Genomic DNA, 14,334 nt, shown 5'->3' with positions numbered 1-14,334 from the left:
ATGTGTTTCTCGGTGCCGAAGCCGATGAGGTGATCGAACGTGATGAGGATTTTTTCCGGCGTATCTGGTTCAGACAGATCACCGAACTCCAGGCCTTGTCGTATATCATCAGAAAGACGGCCAACGCGGCCTGGCTTTTATCGGTCAGCGGGCGTTTTCTTACCTTCTGTGCAGACAAGGGGTACGAGCCCAACGATTGGGATACCATCTCGCGCCTTGCAAGCCTTAACGGTTATCTGGTCAGGGCAGGCAGTGAACAGGGGAATGCAACCACCTTTTCCCTTCTGTATGAGAGCCTGGAGGCCCTTGGAGCCTGGTTTAACGCCGATCTACTTGCATTGAACCTGTCGGAAGTTGCCGTCACCAAGGCCGTGGAACACCTCGACAACGAGAGCTTCATGCTCCTTGCCGCCCGCCTGCTCCTGGTGAAGCAGACCCAGAGAAGGGGAAGCCGGTTGGTGGGGCGTGCCCATATCAAGGCCTATAACGATGCGTCGGACTGGAGTCTTGCTCTGCCCAGGGGCAGGGAGTTCACGGCTTCCATAGAGGCTTTGAGGAGCCGTGAAGAGGCCGCGCAACAAGAGACACTGGCTCGGATCGAGGCGGTGATTGAAGGGCTCATGGAGGGCGGTTCCGATGCCCTCAACGATCTCGACGCGCTGGCTGCGTTGCCCAGGGTTATGACCGAACGAACCCAGCAGGGCAAGACCCAAGAGGCGGAGCGGTTGATTCAGGCTGTGTCCCTTGCCATTAACCTGGATGACGAAGCAAAGTCCATGGCAGCGGTTCGGGTCCTTCTTCAAACGGCCAAAGCGTTCACCGGCCTTGGTCGACTGGACCTGGTGAGCCGGGTTCTGGGACCCGTCAATTTGTGGGCACGTTATCAGCAGGAGGTGACCCCCCTGTTTGAATCCGCTGCCGATATGATGGTGAACCATATCCACAACCTGATTGTGGGGGGGCTGTTCGGAGATGCCGTTCCGTTCATGGAGAGTTTCAGCCTCATGGCGCAGGGACGCTTAAAAAAAGATCTCCATATGACCCGGTATGCCGAACGAACCCTGCGCCGAATGGCTTCGGAACGGGTGTTCAACCTTTTCATGGAAGCGTTCCGGGAGGACACAGGTGGTCACCGGCACCAGGCCTCCGTCGCCCTTGCTCTGCTTGGAAACATTGCCGTGCCTCCGTTACTTGATCTGCTTCGGGAGAGTGAGGTGATGGCTGATGGATTCGGGTGACTTGGGTCTAAAAAATTGCCGAAGGGTCCCCGCACCAGCTCACGCAGCGTATTACGCCGGACAGCGCCTGGTTTTACCTTCGCAATCTCCTGAAACTGCTGGGGGAGGTCGGTGGGGAGGAGCATATAGAAATCCTCGAGCCCTTGGTGACGCGTCGTGAGGAGCAGGTGATTGATGCCGTGATTTCATGTGCCAAGCAGATCGGAGGCAGCAGGCGGACTCGTTTTTATTCCAAGGCGATCCTGGTGGTTCCCGAGGGTCAAGCCGAGACTGGCGGGACTTCTGGCCCAGTTCGGAGGCGATGACGGGGTCTATGCCCTCTCAGCCGTGCTCAAGTCCAGGATGGCCGGGCCCCCGGAGGAGAAAGACAAGGTCATCAAGGCGGTGTGCTCGGCCATGGGAGAGATCGGCTCCATGAAGGCGCTTCCGACCCTTCAGAAGGTTGTGGACCAAAAAGGGCTCCTGGGCAGGAGTCGTTACACATCGGAACAGAAACGACTTGCCGAAGAGACCATTGTCAAGATCCGCCATGCCATGTCCAGGGAGCGTTCGGCACCGAAAGAGAAAGAGCCGGATGCCCGGGTGAAGGTGACCCGCGACTACATCGCGTCCGAGGAGTTCGGAACCCTTGAAGCCATTGTCAGCGGTCTGATCAGCGGAGGGAAGAAGGCCTCGGCCCTGAAGGTCCTTCTTTTGATGGTGGAGCGGGCGGCACGAGAGAAGGACTTCAAGCGTGCGGAGCGTTACAAGGCGAGGCTGTCCGATGTGGATGAGATGGCCCTGGGGGAAGTGGTGCGTGCCGAGGAGATTATCGATCAGGAAAGGTGCTTCGTGGATTCCGGGGAGTACATGGAGACCTGGAAGGCATTCTACGAACTCCTTACCGAGGAGGAGGCCTCCGGGTTTTATCATCACGTCAGAAACGAGGTGGTGGAGGTGGATACCGAGATCATCACCCAGGGCGAGGTGATCAATCGACTCTGCTTTATCAACAGCGGCAGGGCCAAGATCGTTTACAAAGATGACGCCAGGGAGCTCTTTATCAAGGAGATGTGCAAAGGGGACGTGGCAGGTTACGACGCTTTTTTCCATACCAGTGTGTGCACGGCATCCGTTGTGGCCCTTTCCCGGGTCAACGTGGGCTATCTTGATCGTGAGGTCCTGACACTGATGCAGGAGAAACACCCCGATTTTCTCGGAAAGCTGCAGTCCTTTTGCGGCCGGTTTAACAACCTGACCGAGACCGTCCAGGCCAAAGGGCTTGAGAGGCGGCGTTATCGGCGTTTTCATGTGAAGGGCAGGGTTGTGTTCCAGCTCATGACCGACAAGGGGACCACCGTGGGCAAATCCTTTACCGGCACTTTCCTCGACATCTCGGAAGGGGGGCTCTCTGCCGTGGTCAAGAGCAGCGGGTATTCCATGGCCCGCCTGTTGCTCGGGCGTTCCATCTGCTCGCTGATGAAGCCCGGTGAAGGGGCAGAGGGGGTCTCGGTCCAGGGGCGGGTCAGCAGCGTCAACGAGCGGGGTGAGAACACCATCTCCATCCATGTGGCCTTTGCGCGCCCCCTGGCTGTCACAAGCCTTGAAGCCCTGGTGACCACCAGTTGAGCTGGCACTTCTCCCGTAGGCGATTTTGTTAAGGCCGTTTACGGTCCGCAGAATCATGAAATTGACTGAAAGCTCCCGTCCCAGAGACCTCTGGGCGGGAGCTTTTGTGTTTTGAAGGGCAGCTACGCAAGGGGTTACATGATGGCCTGACGGTAGAAGTCGTTGCCTTTGTCGTCGATGATGATAAAGGCCGGGAAGTCCCTTACGGTAATCTTGAAGATCGCCTCCATGCCGAGTTCCTCGTAGGCGATGGTCTCCACCCTGGTGATGCAGTCCCGGCCCAGCCTGGCGGCCGGGCCCCCAATGGATCCCAGGTAAAACCCCCGGTTTTCTTGGCACGATACCCTGACTTTGTCGGTCCTGTTGCCCTTGGCCAGCATGATGCGCGAGCCCCCGAGTTTCTGGAAGACGGGGACGTAAGGGTCCATGCGACCGGCGGTGGTGGGCCCGAAGGATCCCGAGGCGTGGCCTTCCGGGGTTTTGGCCGGACCCGCGTAATAGATGACGTGGTTCTTGATGTAGTCGGGGAGCCCGTCTCCTTTTTCCAGGGCTTCGGCGAGCCTGGCATGGGCAATGTCCCGGGCCACGATGATGTCTCCGGAAAGGGAGAGGCGGGTGCCCACAGGGTGAGCCGACAACTCGTCAAGGATCTCGTCCATGGGGCGGTTCAGGTCGATTTCAACACCGGGCTCTTCTGCCATGGCAGGCTCCGGCAGAAAACGCTCGGGGCGGGTCTCCAGCTGCTCCAGAAACACCCCCTCTTCGGTGATCTTCCCTTTAATGTTCCGGTCCGCGCTGCAGCTTACCCCGATGCCCACCGGGCAGGAGGCCCCATGGCGCGGCAGTCGGATGACCCGGACGTCGTGGCAGAAGTACTTGCCCCCGAACTGGGCACCAAGGCCCACCTCCCGGGTCATGTCGAGGATCTCCTTTTCCATCTCCCGATCCCTGAGTGCGTGCCCCAGGGCGTTGCCTTGTGTCGGCAATTCGTCGAGGTATCCAGCCGATGCCAGCTTGACGGTCTTGAGGGTGGCCTCGGCCGAGGTGCCGCCGATGACGATGGCCAGGTGGTAGGGGGGGCATGCCGAGGTGCCGATTTCGGTGATTTTTTCTTTGAGAAAAGGCAGGAGGCGTTTGCGGTTCAGGATTGCCTTGGTCTCCTGAAAGAGAAAGCTCTTGTTGGCCGAGCCCCCGCCCTTGGCAATGAAGAGGAAATCGTAGCTTACGCCTTTTGTGCTTGCGATATCGATCTGGGCCGGGAGGTTGCAGCCCGTGTTTTTTTCCTCAAAGAGCGTAAGGGGGGCCAGCTGGGAGTAGCGCAGGTTTTTTTCCGTGTAGGTCTCAAAAATGCCTTTTGAGATGGCCTCCTCATCGGGCGTGGCCGTGCCGGAAATAACCTGGGCCCCTTTTTTTGCAACCACCGTGGCCGTGCCGGTGTCCTGGCACATGGGAAAGATCTTTTCCGAGGCGATGACGGCATTTTTCAGCATTTCAAGGGCCACGTAGGTATCGTTTTTCGAGGCCTCGGGGTCGTCCAGAATGCTGCGGAGCTGTTCGAGGTGGCGGGTGCGGTAGAGAAAAGAGACGTCGGCAAACGCCTCGCGGGCCAAAAGGGTCAGGGCCGACGGGGCCACACGGATGACGGGCTCTCCGAAGGCCTCCCCCTTTTCAATCCCCTCATCGCTGAGTTTTCGGTAAACAGTGGTGTCCGGCCCCAGGGGAAAGGGGGGCTGATAGGCAAAGGGTGGCATGGGGTGTCCTCCAGAGATGGTGATGGGTTGGCCATACAGGTGAGCATGATGTCTTCATCCCGTACTATAGGGCATGGCCACGGGCAGTCGCAACCCTGGAGTGACGGTGTATCGGGTCTTTTAACTAAAAAATGGGTCTCACGTGAAACGAGTCAGTCATTCTTCCATTGAAAGAGCAGGGAGCCTGCAACGAGGCAGGCAAGGGTCATGGCCAGAAGGAGAATGATTTCCAGACGAACCTCGGCAAAACCGGCTCCGTCGTTCATGACCTTGCGGGCCCCTTCGATGAGGTGGGTCAGCGGAAAGACCCGGGAGAGGGCCTGGACCCAGGGGGCCGTGCCTTCAAGGGAGAACCAGACCCCCGAGAGAAACATCATGGGCCAGGAGATGAGGTTGAGGATGCCCCCTGCAAGCTCTTCGCTGCTGCCCCTGGCTGCCAGAAGGAGGCCCAGGGAGATCATGGACATGCCGCCCACAACAAAGACGGCAAACAGGGCCGCAAGGGAGCCCCGGCACGAAAATCCGTACAGGGCGGTGCAGGTCCCGTAGACAATGCCCGTGGTGGCAAGCATGACAAAAAGGCGGGAGATGACCTGGGCCGTCAGGAACTCCCATGGGCGAACCGGGGTGACGCTGAAGCGCTTGAGGACCCCGTTTTTCCGATAGCGCACCACCACATACCCAACGCCAAAGAGGGCGGAGAACATCATGTTCATGCCCAGGATGCCGGGAAAGAGCCATTCCACATACGGGATGCGGTCCCCGGTGACCATCTGCCGGGTGAAGGGGCCGTCTCCGGTGCGTCCCCCGCCCAAAAGGATCTCTTCGAGGATTTTTCCCTTGGGGGCGTCGCTGTTGATCCAGTAATGGCCCGTATCCGCCGACAGGACCATGTCGAGGCGGTGATGGCGCAGCTTGGCCAGGGCGTCGTTCCGGTCGGCCAGTTCAATGGCCTGGATCAGGGGGTGGGTGAGGAGGTGTTCGCTCTGGGGAAGGGGGGCTGCGCCGTCGGCTTTGAGGACGCCAGCCTTGTAAAGCTTCTGGGAATCTTCGCTGAAAATAAGGGAGAATCCGGCAATGATGAGAAAGGGGAAGAGGATGCTCCACCCCAGGGCGGAGCGGTCCCTGTAGAACTCGATGTTGCGGGCTTTGAAAAGGGTCCAGATACGTTTGAACATGGCGATGGTACCTTTCATGGGGCCGTTTTTTGTCGTCAGTTGCGAAGCGCTTTGCCCGTGAGCTTGAGAAAGAGGTCCTCCAGATTCTGGGGCATGACCACGATTCCGGACAGGTCCATGCCCATGGCCACGAGTTCCCGCAGGGAGTGGTCGGGGTTTTCGGTCTGGATGCTGATGCGGCCGTCCTTTAACCGGAACCAGGGGGTGGTGAGGGTGGCGAAGGCGCTGTCTTCTGCGATGCCGGGCAGGACGATGGAAGAGCCCCGGCAGTGCGCGGAGAGCAGGGCCTCGGTGGCTCCCATGGCGATGATGCGCCCGTGGTCCATGATGGCCAGCTCATCGCAGAGTTTTTCGGCTTCATCCATGTAGTGGGTGGTGAGTACCACGGTTTTCCCGTCCCGTTTCAGGTTTTCAACGATCTCCCAGAGGTGGCGCCTGGCCTGGGGGTCCAGCCCGGTGGTGGGCTCGTCCAGGAAGACGAGGTCCGGGTCGTTTGCCAGGGCCATGGCAAGGAGAAGGCGCTGCTTCTGGCCACCGGAGATCTTTCGGTTGTCCCGTTTGAGGATCTCTTCCAGGCGGCAGATGGCGATGAGGGCTTCCCGTCCGGCCCGTTTGGTGTAGAGATGGCGAAAGGTCTCCAAGGTCTCTTCCACGGTGAGGAACATGGGCAGCTCCGTGTTCTGGAACTGGATCCCGGCCTCACGGGTGAAGCTCTCTCCCCGGGGGGCGCCTTTGTAGAAAATCTCGCCGGAGGTTTCGGGAAGGATCCCTTCGATGACTTCGATGGTGGTGGTTTTGCCGGCTCCGTTGGGGCCGAGGAGGCCGAAGCAGGTGCCCGGACGGATGGAAAAGGAGATGCCTTTCACCGCCTCGACGTCGGCATAGTGCTTGACCAGATTGCGGACTTCCAGGATAGGGGGTTCCATAGGCTTTCCTGTGATGCACCCGCATGGGTTGCGGGCGGGGTGTTGGCACGTACGGTGATACGGCCCCCGAAGCCTTTTGGGGCATGTCGCCGCGGGTTACTCTTGGACCATTTTTTCCCGGCTCTGGATGTAAAGGTCACGGATAAAGGTATAGGGGTCCAGGGCCGAGGCCTTAAGGGCAATGTAGTCGTCCATGCTGAAGGAGGCTTCGTTGAGTTTTTCGTAGGCGGTGATGGCCAGCGAGAGCTTTGTGGGTTCCACGTACCCAACGGGGTTGAGATAAAAGTAACCGGGAATACTGGCGCTGTCCCTTAAGGTGGAGGGGCCGAGAAGGGGCCAGACAATGTACATGCCGTTGCCCACGCCCCAGGCGCCCAGGACCTGGCCCAGGTCCTCGTCGCTGGGCTCCATGTGGAACCAGCTGCCCGCCGGGTCTCCGAATCCCAGGACCCCCACGGTGGTGTTGATGACAAACCGCCCCACTTCGGAGCCCGCCCCCTTGATCTTGCCCTGGAGCAGGCTGCTGATCAGGCGTACCGGGGTCTTGAGGTTGTTGAAAAAATTGGCCACACCCCGCCGGACAACCGTGGGGGTGACGGTGCGGTAGCCTGAAGCCACCGGCTTGACCACCCAGATAAGGAGGGTATCGTTTAAGGTGAACATGGCCCGGTTGAAGGGGGCCAGGGGATCCCAGACCAGCTCCTCCGGGGTGTCGCCGAACTCGTCGATCAACCCTTCGTCATCAAAAAAATCATCATCATCCAGAAATTCGTCGTCTTCTGCAAAGGCGTCCTCGGAAATCAAGGCTTCTTCAACCGTATCCGTCGCCGTTTTTTCTTGCTCTGGCGCAGCCACGGGGGGCTCCGCGGAAGGGGAGGTATGCGCAGCACACCCTTGAAGGAGAAGTGCCAGAATGAGGGCCATCAGAGCGGGTGGCACGATGGAATGCCTAATGCCACGGGGACGAAATACCAAGGGGAACCTCCACAACGAGAAAATCGAAACCAATTGCCGTACTTTATGCGTCGGGAGAGTCGGTGTCAAGGCCGTGTCCATGTGAGCGAGGGAGGAAAAGGGGAAGAGGAGTCAAGGAAGGTGGAAACCGACAGGGCGGTGCCGTCGGATTCGATGGTGACGGCCCCGTTCCGGTGGGTCCCGTAGAGGGTGCATTGGGCCTGTGTATATCGTTTTACCACCTCGGTGTGGGGAAGGCCGTAGCGGTTGGCTTGTCCGGCTGAGATCACGCCGATGGAGGGGTGTACACGGGTGAGGAAGGCCTGGGTGCTGGAGCTTCGGCTGCCGTGGTGGGGGATCACCATGACGTCGGCCTTCAATGCCTCTCCGGCATCGGACACAAGCCGGGCTTCCGCCTTTTTCATGATATCGCCGGTGAGCAGAAACCGGTGATTTCCGTAGGCCAGCCCGAGGACCAGGGAGTTGTTGTTCACCGAGCCGCTGCCGGTGAACCCCTTGGGGGGCGCCTCCGGGTGAAGGCAGGTGACGCGAACGCCTTCCACGACCATGGGCGGGGACCGGTCCGTCAAGTAAACGATGCGGGTGCCGGACCGGGCGGCAGCCTCGGAAAACCGGTTCCACAGCGCCCCCTTGCCGGGGTAGGGACCCATGAAAAGTGTCTTGACCTTGAAGTTGTCCAGAATATGAATAAGGCCTCCCATGTGGTCGCTCTCCGGGTGGGTGAGGACCACGGCATCGAGGGTGGTGATCTGGGAGGCCTGCAGGTAGGGCCCCACGGCAAAGCGGCCGACGTCGAACCGTCCCGGCCGGGCAAACCCGCCGTCCACCAGCCATCGTTTGCCGTTGGGAAAGGCCAGCACAGTGGAAGAGCCCTGGCCCACATCAAGCACCGTGACCTTGAGGGTGGGGTTGTGGTGGCGCTGGACAAAGGCTGTTGTGGCCCTTCCCCCCAAGATGAGCAGGCAGCAGGCGGCAACCAGCACGGGGCCTTTGCCCTTGCGAAGGGGGGAGAGCAGCAGGGAAAAAAGAAGGCAGAGCACGAGAAGGGTCGTCCCGACCCCGGGGCGGGGCAGAAGCAGGTAGCCCCCGGGAACGTCGGAGAAGAGAGCGGCGATGCGGATGGCGGCCTCCAGGGTGTAGCCGGCCAGGGAAAACAGGAGGCCGGCAGGGGCCGACCCGAGGGGGAGGAGAATCACCCCCACAAGCCCCGGGAGGATTGTGCCGAAGCTGATGAGGGGAACCAGGATCAGGTTGGACAAGAGCCCGATGGGTGCCGCATAGCCAAAGTGATGCAAGACCAGGGGCGCCGTACCGAAGGTGGCAAAACACGGGGGGATGACAAACAGGAGCATCCGTTGCCGGAGAGTGGGCAGGGCCACCGGGGAGGCCGGGGTGCGAAGCCGGTCCAGGCTGGCCAGGATGGCGGCCACGGCGGCAAAGGAGAGTTGGAAGGAGACGGCAAACAGGGACGGCGGATGGGTGATGAGGATAATAAGGGCAGCCAGGGCAAGGGTGGTGGGAAGGTCCGCCTCTTCATGGAGGACCAGGGCACCCATGACAAGACCTGCGGCAGTGAGGGCCCGCTGGGTGGACGGCGCCATGCCGGACAGCAGGGCGTAGAGGAGAACCGGCACCAGGGTGAAGGTGGCGGCCAGCATCTGTGTGTGTCCCTTGATGAGGGGGCGCTCCCACCGGGAGAATGCCCATGTGAACAGGAAGAAGAAAAGGGTGGCCACGATCCCAAGGTGGAGGCCGGAGATGGCCAGCAGATGGGCTGCGCCGGTGCGGGTGAAGAGATCGCGCAGGGAAGGCGGCATATGGGAGCGATTGCCGGTGAGAAGGGCACAGAGCATGGCCCCGGAGTCATGGGTTGGTGCATGGTCGAAGAGGGCGCCTTCGATGCGGGCCCGAATATGGTGAAGGGCGGTGCGCCACCGATGGGCGGGAGCAGCCGGAGACAAGGTCACCTCCTCTGCTTTGACCACGCCCCAGGCCGCGACCCCCTGCCTCATCATGTGGCGCCGGTAATCGAAACGTCCCGGGTTGTTGAAACTGGTAAAGGGGCGAAGCCGGCAGCGGGTTGTGAGCTGCATCCCCTCGGCCACGGGCAGGGAGCGGCCCTTTCTGATGATCAGGCGGATGCCGGTGGCCGGTGGAGCAAGGCTCGGGCCGTTCCCAAGGCGGGCATCCCGGAGGATGCATTTGAGGTCGCGGTCCTGAAACCGGATCTGCTCCATGCATCCTGTGAGGGGAAGGGCTCCTGGGTCAACCCGCTCAGCCCTTTTCAGCGGGCGCCCAAGGGGCCATGAGCCAGGCCCCTGCCAGGGTGAACAGGGGGATAAGCAAGGCCATGGGGACGCGCCGGGGTGCGCTGAGCCATGCACAGGCTGTCAGGGCCGACACCAGGATCACGGATACCGGCAGGGGCGTGCCGGAATGGCCCGTGAGGATGCCCGTCACAAGACCTGTGAGCACAAAAAGCATGGGGCGCCGGTCAAGGCCCGACATGGCGGGGAAGAGGAAGAGAAGCGTTTCCCTCAACCAGCGGGTATGGTATACTAAAGTCCTCCCAAACATAAAGTATGTGCACCCGTTGTTATCTGTTTGATACTCCCGGTATCCATTCGTTTCACACCACGAGCCTTGCTCGTTTCCCGCACGTATTCATGATGGCCTCCTGCAAAGTCGAACAGGCCTGTATCACGACTCAACACGATCCCTTTTTTTTCGTGCCGGTCTGCTTGGTCCCCACCGGCAGCGAATGATGTGAGGTGCGTATGGGTGATTTACGTCATTGTGAACGTTTTCTCCCCAAAAGGGGCGCTTATATTGTCTTTTCCCCCTCCTTTACGCGAAGGGGGCCCCTGATCAACATCAGCCGTGAGGGGCTCTCCTGCATCTATTATGTCAACGACACACTGGATGCGCGAAGCATGGACACCTGCGTGAATATTCGCTACGGGAATTTTTTTCTGGGGGGGCTGCCTTTCCGTATTCTGTCGGACAAGCGTATCGGTACGGGGCGCTTCGGCCCCTTCAAGATGGTGCGACAGCGGTCATTGATTTTTGAAGCACTGTCGGTGAGCCAGGTGGTCCAGGTGGACTACTTCATTCAGAATTTTACCCGGCTGAAGTACGATTTTCTGGAGGGCCCTTCCAGCTTCAGTTGAGATGCGGGAAAGGCCCCTTTAAAACGCTTGCAGGTCAAGTGCCTGCGTCGGTCTGTGGCCCGGCGCAGGCTTTTTTCGTGGCGCTTTAACCCTTGATGCGCTCGATGTCCGCTCCGAGTCCCCGGAGCTTGGTCTCAATGTGTTCGTAGCCCCGGTCGAGGTGGTAGACGCGGTTCACCACCGTCTCCCCTTCGGCCACCAGGCCCGAGAGGATCAGGGAGGCACTGGCCCGCAGGTCCGAGGCCATGACCTGGGCACCCGAAAGGCGTTTGATTCCCTTCACCGTGGCGACGTCGTTGCCCTTGAGCACGATGTCCGCTCCCATCCGTTTCAATTCCGATACATGGATAAACCGGTTTTCGAAGATGGTCTCGTGGATGACGCTGGCACCGTCGGCCAGGGTCAGCATGGCCATGAACTGGGCCTGCATGTCCGTGGGAAAACCCGGGTAGGGCGCGGTGCGGATATCCACGCTCTTGATGGCCTTGGGCCCGATGACGCGCACCGAATCCTTGCCGACCTCCAGGGTGGCCCCGGCCTCTTCGAGTTTGCTCAAGGTGTGCTCCATGTGCTCCGGGGCGCAGGCCGTTACCTCCACGTCTCCCCCGGTCATGGCCGCGGCCACCATAAAGGTGCCGGCCTCGATGCGGTCCGGGATGATGGCGGCGTCCACCGATGAAAGGGCCGGCACGCCGGTGATGGTGATCTCCGGGGTTCCCGCCCCTTCGACCTTGGCGCCCATGGCGTTGAGCACATCGGCCAGGGCCATGATCTCGGGCTCCCGGGCCGCGTTGGAGAGAATGGTGACCCCATCGGCCAGGGTCGCGGCCATCATCAGGTTCTCCGTTGCCCCCACTGAGACGGTGTCGAACACGATGCGTGCCCCTTTAAGGCGGTCGGCTGTGGCCTCCACATAGCCCTGCTCCAGGCGAATGGTGGCGCCCATGGCTTCCAGGCCTTTGAGGTGGAGATCAATGGGGCGATCCCCAATGGCGCACCCTCCGGGCATGGAGACCTTGGCCCGGCCCATGCGGGCCACCAGGGGGCCCAGAACCAGGATGGAGGCGCGCATTTTTCTTACCAGATCGTAAGGGGCCTCCACACAGTCCATGGGACCGGCATCAATGGTGACCTTGTCTTCGGTTCGTTCAACCGTTGCCCCCAGTTCGGCCAGGAGGCAGGTGATGCTGTGGATGTCCATGAGCTCAGGGACATTGCAAAAGGTGGTTTTGCCCTTAACCAGAAGGGAGGAGACCAGAATGGGCAGGGCTGCATTTTTGGAGCCGCTGACCCGAACACGTCCGTGAAGGGGGGCACCCCCCCTGACAACAATTTTATCCATACAGGTATCTCGGTCGGCAGGTGATGCCGTTGTATTCGTGCGGGGAGGGTTCAGGTGATCGGGAACTGGAGTGGGGACCGGGCGCAACCCGTGACAGCCCCTTGACGGCAGGAGGCGGGCAAGGGGCAGGCGCAACCGGTTCCGGGCAGGTGGTTGAACGGCTTCCCCCCGATGGTTGATGATGGGATGCCGTCCCGAACGGGGGGCATCTACAGCCTTTGTTCCGGCAACGATATACCAAGGCCGGAGACAAAGCAATGCCCCATTTTTGTTGCGGGTGTCTGCGGGCGGGCCTCCAACAATTTGCTGATTATCTGACGGATCCCACCTCGTTGTAGATCTCTTCGAGTTCCTGTTCGCTCATGTTGAAGGGAACCCGGATCACAAGGGCTGTGCCTTCCCCCGGGCTCGAGATGATGCGAAAGCGCCCGCCCATGAGGTGGACCCTCTCCTCCATGCTGCGCAGGCCCATGCCTTTGGCGTCTTTTCCCTTCCCCTTCCCTTTGCCCTGGTCAAACCCCACCCCGTTGTCTTCCACGCGCATGATGATGTCCGGGAACGAGGCCACCAGCCGGAGCACCACTTTTGAGGCCCTGGCGTGCTTCAGCACGTTGCTTAAGGCCTCCTGGACCAGGCGGTAAAGGTTGATCTCGGTTTCGGAGTGCAGGGGGATGCCGTTGAGGCCCGCAGAGAAAAAGTCCACCTCGATGCCGGTCTTGCGCTGAAAGTCTTCACAGTGGCGGAACAGGGCCGTGGGAAGGCCGAGTTCGTCCAAGATGGGGGGCCGCAACTCGTAGGCGATGGTCTTGACGGCCTCGATACACTCCTGGAGCACGCTGGAGACGTCCTTGAGCCTGGACCGAAGGACCGAGGCGGAGATGGGGCCGTCCAGCAGGCTGCTGCAGGTGATTTTCAGGGAGGAGAGGTCCTGGGCCACGCTGTCGTGAAGGTCCCGGGCAATGCGCCTTCGTTCTTCCTCCTGGACCAGGATGATCTTTCGGGTGAGGTGCTTGATCTGGCTCTGGGCCTGGGAAAATTCGGTGATGTCGTTGACCGTGGTCAGGGCGTAATGCTCCTGGGCCAGGGTGATGCGCCGGGAGGAGAGGAGCACCGACCGGCTCTCCCCGTCGCGGGTGCGGAAGCGGCACTGAAAGTTGGTGACCCACCTGTGGGTTCGCATGATGTTGAGGTAGGTCTCCCAGGCCGTGGGCTCTTCCCAGAGGCCCACGGCAAGGGGTGTTTTGCCGATGACTTCTTCCCGGGTGTAGCCGAACTGGGAGGAGAAGATGGCGTTGACATGGCTGAACTCACCCGTGGAAAGACGGTTGAAGGCAATGGGGTTGGGGCTTGTCTGAAAGGCCTGGCGGTAGAACTCTTTTTTTGCCGTGACGGTTTTCAGGTGGCTGTCCTGCTCGATGAGCCCTTTTTCCAGGTTCTTGTTCTTTTGGTGCAGGGCCGATGCCTTTTTGTCCATTTCCGCGATATGGAGGGAGAGTCCCGATACCCAGGTCCGCGTCTCTTCGGTGACGCGGGTGGCGATAAGAAAGTAAAGCAGGGCCAGGGCAGCGATGATCTGCCCCTGGAAGGATTGGGAAACACCTCCCCAGGCGATGAGGGGGAACAGGAAAATCCCGGTGTAGATTTTTGTGCTGGCCGAGGGCAGCACACTGAAGACCGGGGTGATGCTCAAAATGGCGCCGGAGCAGAAGATGATGAGGTAGCCAGGCCATACCAGGCCGTACCGGGTCAGGACAAAGGTGGCAAACAGGGCAAAGACCATGGCCGAGAGGTAGTTCAGGCCGAGGCTCCATCGGCGGGCCGTGGGGGTGCCCAGGCGCTGGAAGAGAAAATAGGCGGAACCGATGACCACCCGACAGCCCAGCACGAGCAAGGTGGCGGCCAGAAAGATCAGGGTGATGACAGGGTGGCGGGCGTAGAGGTCGGAGGTGCCCATGATGATGGCAATGAGAAGGGGGAGGATGGGAGACGCCAGACTAGAGCGCAGGATGTACTCCACGTCCAAGGGCCGTTTGTTTGGCGTCCGGGTCAGTTTCATGGGGTACTCGCATCCTGCGAGGGCGAATCGCATACCGGCCGGTGCGCTGGCACAACGGCCCCGGGGGGCTGGTGTCGTATCGCAGGTGTG

The 14,334-nt window shown here is 60.5% G+C and carries 11 protein-coding genes (1 of these 11 running past the window's edge); 3 read left to right on the top strand and 8 right to left on the bottom strand.

All coding sequences use genetic code 11. The features are described from left to right. On the top strand, window positions 1-1,238 hold the 3' portion of the coding sequence (locus ACOYW1_RS25135) for a hypothetical protein (protein ID WP_482420208.1). It extends 430 nt beyond the left edge of the window; 1,238 of the gene's 1,668 nt are visible here — the last part of the coding sequence; the start codon falls outside the window, past its left edge; the stop codon is at window positions 1,236-1,238. Window positions 1,239-1,427: 189 nt separating this feature from the next. Next, complete coding sequence (locus tag ACOYW1_RS25130) at window positions 1,428-2,846, top strand: cyclic nucleotide-binding domain-containing protein (RefSeq protein ID WP_482420207.1); 1,419 nt, start codon at window positions 1,428-1,430, stop codon at window positions 2,844-2,846. 134 nt (window positions 2,847-2,980) lie between these two features. On the opposite strand, the gene ACOYW1_RS25125 is transcribed toward ACOYW1_RS25130, so the two are convergent. The 6 genes from ACOYW1_RS25125 to ACOYW1_RS25100 all read right to left on the bottom strand — a co-directional run bounded on the left by ACOYW1_RS25125 (window position 2,981) and on the right by ACOYW1_RS25100 (window position 10,160). Further along, a complete protein-coding gene (locus tag ACOYW1_RS25125; RefSeq protein ID WP_482420206.1) occupies window positions 2,981-4,597 on the bottom strand; it encodes a fumarate hydratase in 1,617 nt (538 codons plus the stop codon). A 152-nt stretch (window positions 4,598-4,749) separates the two neighbouring features. Then, window positions 4,750-5,793 carry an ABC transporter permease gene (locus ACOYW1_RS25120; protein ID WP_482420205.1) on the bottom strand — a complete coding sequence of 348 codons (1,044 nt, stop codon included), beginning with the start codon at window positions 5,791-5,793 and terminating at the stop codon, window positions 4,750-4,752. 17 nt (window positions 5,794-5,810) lie between these two features. Next, entirely contained in the window at window positions 5,811-6,701 is an 891-nt protein-coding gene (locus tag ACOYW1_RS25115) for an ABC transporter ATP-binding protein (protein WP_482420204.1), read from the bottom strand. Window positions 6,702-6,797: 96 nt separating this feature from the next. Beyond that, entirely contained in the window at window positions 6,798-7,556 is a 759-nt protein-coding gene (locus tag ACOYW1_RS25110; RefSeq protein ID WP_482418263.1) for an MlaA family lipoprotein, read from the bottom strand. 185 nt (window positions 7,557-7,741) lie between these two features. After that, window positions 7,742-9,913, bottom strand: a complete 2,172-nt coding sequence (locus tag ACOYW1_RS25105; protein ID WP_482420203.1) for a DNA internalization-related competence protein ComEC/Rec2 — start codon at window positions 9,911-9,913, stop codon at window positions 7,742-7,744. A gap of 37 nt (window positions 9,914-9,950) precedes the next feature. Beyond that, a complete protein-coding gene (locus ACOYW1_RS25100) occupies window positions 9,951-10,160 on the bottom strand; it encodes a hypothetical protein (protein ID WP_482420202.1) in 210 nt (69 codons plus the stop codon). A 293-nt stretch (window positions 10,161-10,453) separates the two neighbouring features. Here ACOYW1_RS25100 and ACOYW1_RS25095 point away from each other — a divergent pair, with 293 nt between their 5' ends. Beyond that, complete coding sequence (locus tag ACOYW1_RS25095) at window positions 10,454-10,846, top strand: hypothetical protein (protein WP_482418261.1); 393 nt, start codon at window positions 10,454-10,456, stop codon at window positions 10,844-10,846. An 85-nt stretch (window positions 10,847-10,931) separates the two neighbouring features. Here the strand turns inward: ACOYW1_RS25095 and murA are convergent, their stop codons facing one another. Continuing rightward, on the bottom strand, window positions 10,932-12,188 hold the full coding sequence (gene murA / locus ACOYW1_RS25090) for a UDP-N-acetylglucosamine 1-carboxyvinyltransferase (protein ID WP_482418260.1): 1,257 nt from the start codon (window positions 12,186-12,188) through the stop codon (window positions 10,932-10,934). A gap of 310 nt (window positions 12,189-12,498) precedes the next feature. After that, window positions 12,499-14,244 carry a PAS domain-containing sensor histidine kinase gene (locus tag ACOYW1_RS25085; protein ID WP_482420201.1) on the bottom strand — a complete coding sequence of 582 codons (1,746 nt, stop codon included), beginning with the start codon at window positions 14,242-14,244 and terminating at the stop codon, window positions 12,499-12,501. Window positions 14,245-14,334: the final 90 nt, after the last annotated feature.

Source organism: Desulfoluna sp. CYM3A (genome assembly GCF_056829965.1).
The sequence above is the reverse complement of the archived record's forward strand: the minus strand, read 5'-3'. Positions and strand labels throughout refer to the sequence as shown.

Coding starts and splice junctions, on each gene's coding strand:
- ACOYW1_RS25125 (WP_482420206.1), bottom strand. CDS start 4,597: ATGCCACCCTTTGCCTATCAGCCCCCCTTTCCCCTGGGGCCGGACACC.
- ACOYW1_RS25120 (WP_482420205.1), bottom strand. CDS start 5,793: ATGAAAGGTACCATCGCCATGTTCAAACGTATCTGGACCCTTTTCAAA.
- ACOYW1_RS25115 (WP_482420204.1), bottom strand. CDS start 6,701: ATGGAACCCCCTATCCTGGAAGTCCGCAATCTGGTCAAGCACTATGCC.
- ACOYW1_RS25105 (WP_482420203.1), bottom strand. CDS start 9,913: ATGGAGCAGATCCGGTTTCAGGACCGCGACCTCAAATGCATCCTCCGG.
- ACOYW1_RS25100 (WP_482420202.1), bottom strand. CDS start 10,160: ATGCTTTTTGTGCTCACAGGTCTTGTGACGGGCATCCTCACGGGCCAT.
- ACOYW1_RS25095 (WP_482418261.1), top strand. CDS start 10,454: ATGGGTGATTTACGTCATTGTGAACGTTTTCTCCCCAAAAGGGGCGCT.
- murA (WP_482418260.1), bottom strand. CDS start 12,188: ATGGATAAAATTGTTGTCAGGGGGGGTGCCCCCCTTCACGGACGTGTT.
- ACOYW1_RS25085 (WP_482420201.1), bottom strand. CDS start 14,244: ATGAAACTGACCCGGACGCCAAACAAACGGCCCTTGGACGTGGAGTAC.